2 protein-coding genes are annotated in these 5,791 nt (G+C 63.9%); one reads left to right on the top strand and one right to left on the bottom strand.

Translation table 11 applies throughout. The features are described 5' to 3' along the window. Positions 1-415 (bottom strand): two-partner secretion domain-containing protein (locus ACYP2A_RS26015; protein WP_459748806.1); only part of this gene is annotated, 415 nt, incomplete at its 3' end. 428 nt (positions 416-843) lie between these two features. Here ACYP2A_RS26015 and ACYP2A_RS26010 point away from each other — a divergent pair. Further along, a partial coding sequence (locus tag ACYP2A_RS26010; RefSeq protein ID WP_459748805.1) for an alpha-2-macroglobulin family protein occupies positions 844-5,791 on the top strand: 4,948 nt, incomplete at its 3' end.

Raw genomic sequence — 5,791 nt, 5'->3', positions numbered from 1 at the left:
TGGCGACGATGACCCGCGCCGACTGCCCGGCGACTTCGGTGTAGCCGTTGAGCTGGCTGGCGTTGGCGCCGGTCACTTCGTTGAGGATGGTGCCCGCCGCCCGGCCTTGCAGGTTGGGGTTGCCGACCACGATGCCGCCCAGTTGCGTGCCCTGGGTCGGATTGGTGGCGTTGTTGAGGATCACGCCCTTGCTGTCGACGTTGTACTGCTGGAACTGGTTGTGCGACAGCCCGCTGCCGTTGGGGGCGGCGATGTTCACCACCGGCACGCCGTTGCCGGCCTGGCCGACCTGGGTCGCCGGATTGCTGGCGACGATGCCTTGGGCCTGTACCAGCAGGGGTTGCCAGAACAGCGCGTTGGCCAGAATCAGTGCCAGGCCGCGTTTGGGCATGCCCCAGAAACGATGAACATCCATGTAAAAACCTCGTGCAAACAGCTCCAGCGGGTGGCTGGACAGGCCGCCAAGCGCAAAATCAGGCCGCACGAAGTCGGCCATGTCCTTGACGTGGCAAGCGTGTGTAATCGATTAACGATGGCGCGAGGCGAGGGGCCCGCCCGCAGAGTAGGTTCGAGCGCTCTGAACGAGATGCATTTGTGTATCGAGCGTTTAAAAGACCGTATACGAGTTGAAAAATTCCTGGGCAAGGGCATAACCGTGAGCTGCGTCACAGTTTTTCGGCTTGGGGAGCAGCGTGTTTCGGCTGTAACGGTTAGCTGCCCGGCCGGCTTGTGCAACTTGCATCAAGCCTGAGAACGAAGTCACAAACCGGTGGTCTACACGCCGACCCACCACGGTGACTGCTATATAGTCGCCCCTTTCCTCTTGCTGTCGACGAGTGCCCCATGCTCAACAAAGGACTGTTTTTGGCTTGCGCGCTTGCGCTGCTCAGTGCCTGCGATTCTTCCTCCACCGGTAAGCCGGCGACGCCGCCCGCGCCCGCACAGGCGGCTGCGCCTGCGGCCGGTCAGCCGGCGAAACCGAAACCTGCAGTTGATCTGCCGGCCCTGGCCAAGCGCTATGAAGGCCGCGAACTGACGGTGGTGGATGTCTCGGAAATTCAGGTTGAGGGCGCCAGCACGCTGTCGGTCAGCGTCTCCGTGCCACTGGACCCTGAGCAGAAATTCGCTGAAAAGCTGCATCTGGTCGACAGCAAGACCGGCAAGGTCGATGGCGCCTGGGAGCTGTCGGATAACCTGATGGAGCTGCGCCTGCGCCATCTGGAACCGCAGCGCAAGCTGGTGCTGACCGTCGATGCCGGCCTGCAAGGCGTCAACAAAGCCAAACTGGCCGCCGAATTCAGCGCCCGCCTGGAAACCCGCGACCTGCAAGCCACGGTCGGTTTCTCCAGCCGCGGCAGCCTGTTGCCGACCCGTCTGGCCGAAGGCCTGCCGGTGATCGCGCTGAACGTCGACAAGGTCGATGTCGAGTTCTTTCGCATCAAGCCAGATCAGTTGCCGAACTTCCTCGCCAACTGGGAAGGTTCGTCGAGCATGTCGGCCTATAACTCCGAAGAACTGCTGCCACTGGCCGACCTGGTCTACGGCGGGCGCTTCGACTTGAATCCGGCACGCAATACCCGCGAAACCCTGCTGCTGCCGATTGCCGGCATCAAGCCGCTGCAACAGCCGGGTGTTTACCTGGCCGTGATGCGCGCCTCGGGCAAATACAGCTACACGCTGCCAGCCACCTTGTTCACCCTGAGTGACATCGGTTTGTCGGTGCACCGCTACAGCCAGCGTCTTGATGTGTTTACCCAGGCACTGGAAGGCGGCAAGGCGCTGAGTGACGTGAATGTCGATGTCTACGACCAGGAAGGCAAGGTCGTCGGCCAGGGCAAGACCGATGGCAAGGGCCATGCGCAACTGCCGCTGCCGGCCAAGGCGGCGCTGATTCTGGCGCACAAGGACGAACAGACCAGCCTGCTGCGCCTCAACAGCCCGGCGCTGGACCTGGCGGAGTTCGATATCTCCGGCCCGCAAGCCCACCCGCTGCAGTTCTTCATCTTTGGACCGCGCGACCTGTATCGCCCAGGCGAAACTGTGCTGCTCAACGGCCTGCTGCGCGATCAGGACGGCAAGGCGGTCAAGGCGCAGCCGATCAACGTTGAAGTGCGTCGCCCGGACGAGCAAGTCAGCCGCAAGTTTGTCTGGGAACCGGGCAGCAACGGTTTGTACCAGTACCAGCTGCAACTGGCCGACGAGGCCCCCACCGGTCGCTGGCAACTGGTCTACGACCTGGGCGACGGCAAGCCGCAACTGTATGAATTCAATGTCGAGGACTTCCTGCCCGAGCGCCTGGCGCTGGAACTCAAGGGCAGCGACACACCGATCTCGCCCGAGCAGAACCCGCAATTCGAAATCACCGGTCGTTACCTGTACGGTGCGCCGGCGTCGGGCAACAGCCTGACCGGCCAGCTGTATGTGCGGCCGCTGCGTGAGGCGGTGGAAAAACTGCCGGGTTATCAGTTCGGTTCGATCACCGAAGAAGACCTGAAGATGGACCGCGAGCTGGACGGCGCGACTCTGGACGCCAACGGCGAAGCGCTGCTCGATGTCGAGACCGAATGGGCCAAGGCACGCTCGCCGCTGAATGTGATCGTGCAGGTCAGCCTGCAGGAATCCGGCGGTCGCCCGATTACCCGTCGCGTGGTGCAGCCAGTCTGGCCGGCCGAGCAATTGCCGGGCGTGCGTGCGCTGTTCGGCACCAGCACCGGTGAAGACGAATACGACGACAGCGCCCGCCGCGGCGAAGCGCAGACCGATGGCGATGGCCCGGCCGAGTTCGAAATTCTGGTCGCCGACAGCGCCGGCAACAAGCTGGCCGCCGACAACGTCAAAGTGCGTCTGGTGCGCGAGCGCCGCGACTACTACTGGACCTTTTCGGACAGCGACGGCTGGAGCTACAACTTCAACGAGAAGTTTCTGAGCCTTAACGAAGAAACCGTCAGCATCAAGAAGGATTCGACCGTCAAGGTCAGCTTCCCGGTCGAGTGGGGCCCTTACCGTGTCGAGGTTGAAGACCCGAGCACCGGGCTGGTCAGCAGCCTGCGTTTCTGGGCCGGCTACCGCTGGCAGGACAACGCCGAAGGCGGCGCGGTACGTCCCGACCAGGTCAAGCTGGCGCTGGACAAACCGGCCTATGCCGATGGCGATACCGCTAAAGTGACCGTCACGCCACCCGCTGCCGGCAAGGGCTACCTGCTGGTCGAGTCCAGCGAAGGTCCGCTGTGGTGGCAGGAAATCGACGTGCCGGCCGAAGGCAAGTCGTTCGACATCCCGCTGGACAAACAATGGGCGCGCCACGACCTGTACGTCAGCGCGCTGGTGATTCGTCCGGGCGAACGCAAGGCCAATGTCACGCCAAAACGTGCCGTGGGCGTGCTGCACCTGCCGCTGGAACGTGGGCAGCGCAAGCTGGCACTGACCGTCACCGCGCCGGAGAAGATGCGTCCCAAGCAGCCGCTCAAGCTCAAGCTGACGGCGAAAAATGCCGATGGCAGCGTGCCTAAACAGGTACAGGTGCTGGTGTCGGCGGTGGACGTCGGCATTCTCAACATCACCCGCTACGCCACGCCTGATCCGTTCGCCAGCCTGTTCGGCCGCAAGGAATACGGCGCCGACCAGCTCGATATTTATGGTCAGTTGATCGAAGCCGGGCAGGGCCGTGTGGCCAGCCTGGCGTTCGGTGGCGATGCCTTGGCCAAGGGCGGCAAGCGTCCTGACACCAGCGTCACCATCGTCGCCCTGCAAAGCGCACCGGTGACCCTCAATGAACAGGGTGAAGGCGAAGTCAGCGTCGATATTCCAGACTTCAACGGTGAGTTGCGTCTGATGGCCCAGGCCTGGACCGACGAGCGCTATGGCATGGCCGAGGCGAAGACCGTGGTCGCAGCGCCGTTGATTGCCGAGTTGTCGACGCCGCGCTTCCTGGCCGGTGGTGACCAGACCAGCGTGGCGCTGGACCTGTCCAACCTGTCGGGCAAGCCACAGAAACTGGATGTGCAGCTGTTTGCCGAAGGGCAACTGAGCATTCCCGGTGGCGACCAGTTCAAGACCGTGCAGTTGAAAGAAGGCCAGCGCATCACCCTCAAGGTGCCGGTGCAGGCCCAGGGCGGTCTGGGGCAGGGCAAGCTGCGGGTGCAGGTCGATGGCCTGGTGCTGCCGGGCGAGAACCTGCCGCCGTTGTCGCGTGAATGGACCATCGGCGTGCGCCCGGCGTACCCGGCCATGCTGCGTCATTACCGTGCGGTACTGGAGCAGGGTCAGGACTGGAGCCTGCCGGAAGGCGCGCTGCAAGCCTTCGAGCCGGCCGGTCGTGAAGCGATGCTGTCGCTGTCGAGCCGTCCGCCGTTGAACCTTGGCGAGCAGATTCGGGCCCTCAAGGCCTACCCGTATGGTTGCCTGGAGCAGACCGCCAGCGGTCTGTACCCCTCGCTGTACGCCGATGCCGCGACCCTCAAGCGTCTGGGCCTGACCGGCGAGCCGGACGCCGAGCGCAAGCGCAAGGTGGAAATCGGCATCGAGCGCCTTCTGGGCATGCAGCGCTACAACGGCAGCTTTGGTCTGTGGGGCGCCGATGGCGATGAAGAATACTGGCTGACCGCGTACGTCACCGACTTCCTGCTGCGCGCACGCGATCAGGGCTTTGCGGTGCCGGCCGATGCCTTGAAAAAGGCCAACGAGCGCCTGATGCGTTACTTGCAGGAGCGTGGCCAGATCGAGGTCAGCTACAGCCAGAACGCCGAGCACACCCGCTTTGCCGTGCAGGCTTACGCAGGCCTGGTGCTGGCGCGCAGCCAACAGGCGCCGCTGGGCGCACTGCGTACCCTGTTCGAACGCCGCAGCGATGCCCGTTCCGGTCTGCCGCTGGTGCAACTGGCCATCGCGCTGGAAAAAATGGGCGACAAACCACGTGCCGAGCAGGCCCTGCAGGCAGGTCTGGCTGTCGGTCGCAAAGGTAACGAGTGGCTGGCCGACTACGGCAGCCCGCTGCGCGACCAGGCGCTGATCCTGGCCCTGCTGGAAGAGAACAACCTGGGTGGCGAAGCGCGCAACCAGCGCCTGTTCGACCTGGCCGATCAACTGGCGGCCAGCCGCTACCTGTCGACCCAGGAGAGCAATTCGCTGTTCCTGGCCGGTCGCCACTTGCTCGGCAAGCCGGAGAAGGACTGGACTGCGTTGCTGTCAGCCGGTGCGAACAGTCGTGATGTCAGCAATCGTCAGCCGGGCCTTAAACTCGACGGCCCGCTGCTGGCGTCGCCGCTGTCGTTGAGCAACCAGAGCGGCGAAACGCTGTACCAGCAACTGACCTTGTCCGGTTACCCGACCCAGGCCCCGGTGGCCGGGGGCGAGAACCTGAGCATTCGTCGCGAGTACCTGAGCCTTAACGGCCAGCCGCTGAACGTCGAAGCGCTGAAAACCGGGCAACTGGTGCTGGTGCACCTTGAAGTGGCTGCACGTCAGCGGGTGCCGGATGCATTGGTGGTCGACCTGCTGCCAGCGGGCCTGGAGCTGGAAAACCAGAACCTGGCACAAAGCGCTGCCAGCCTGGAAGACGCCAGCGAGTCGGTGAAAAGCTTCCGCGAATCAATGGAAAGCGCCGGCATCAAGCACCAGGAATACCGTGGCGACCGTTATGTCGCGGCCCTGGACATCAGCGGCAGCACGCGCCCGACGCACCTGCTGTACCTGGCCCGTGCGGTCACCCCAGGCGTGTACCGCGTACCGCCACCGCAGGTCGAGTCGATGTACCGGCCGAACTGGCAGGCCTTGGGTGAGACGCCGGCGCAGA

Source organism: Pseudomonas sp. 3A(2025), assembly GCF_054589175.1.
Note: the sequence above shows the minus strand (reverse complement) of the source record. Positions and strands in the feature narration are given on the sequence as shown.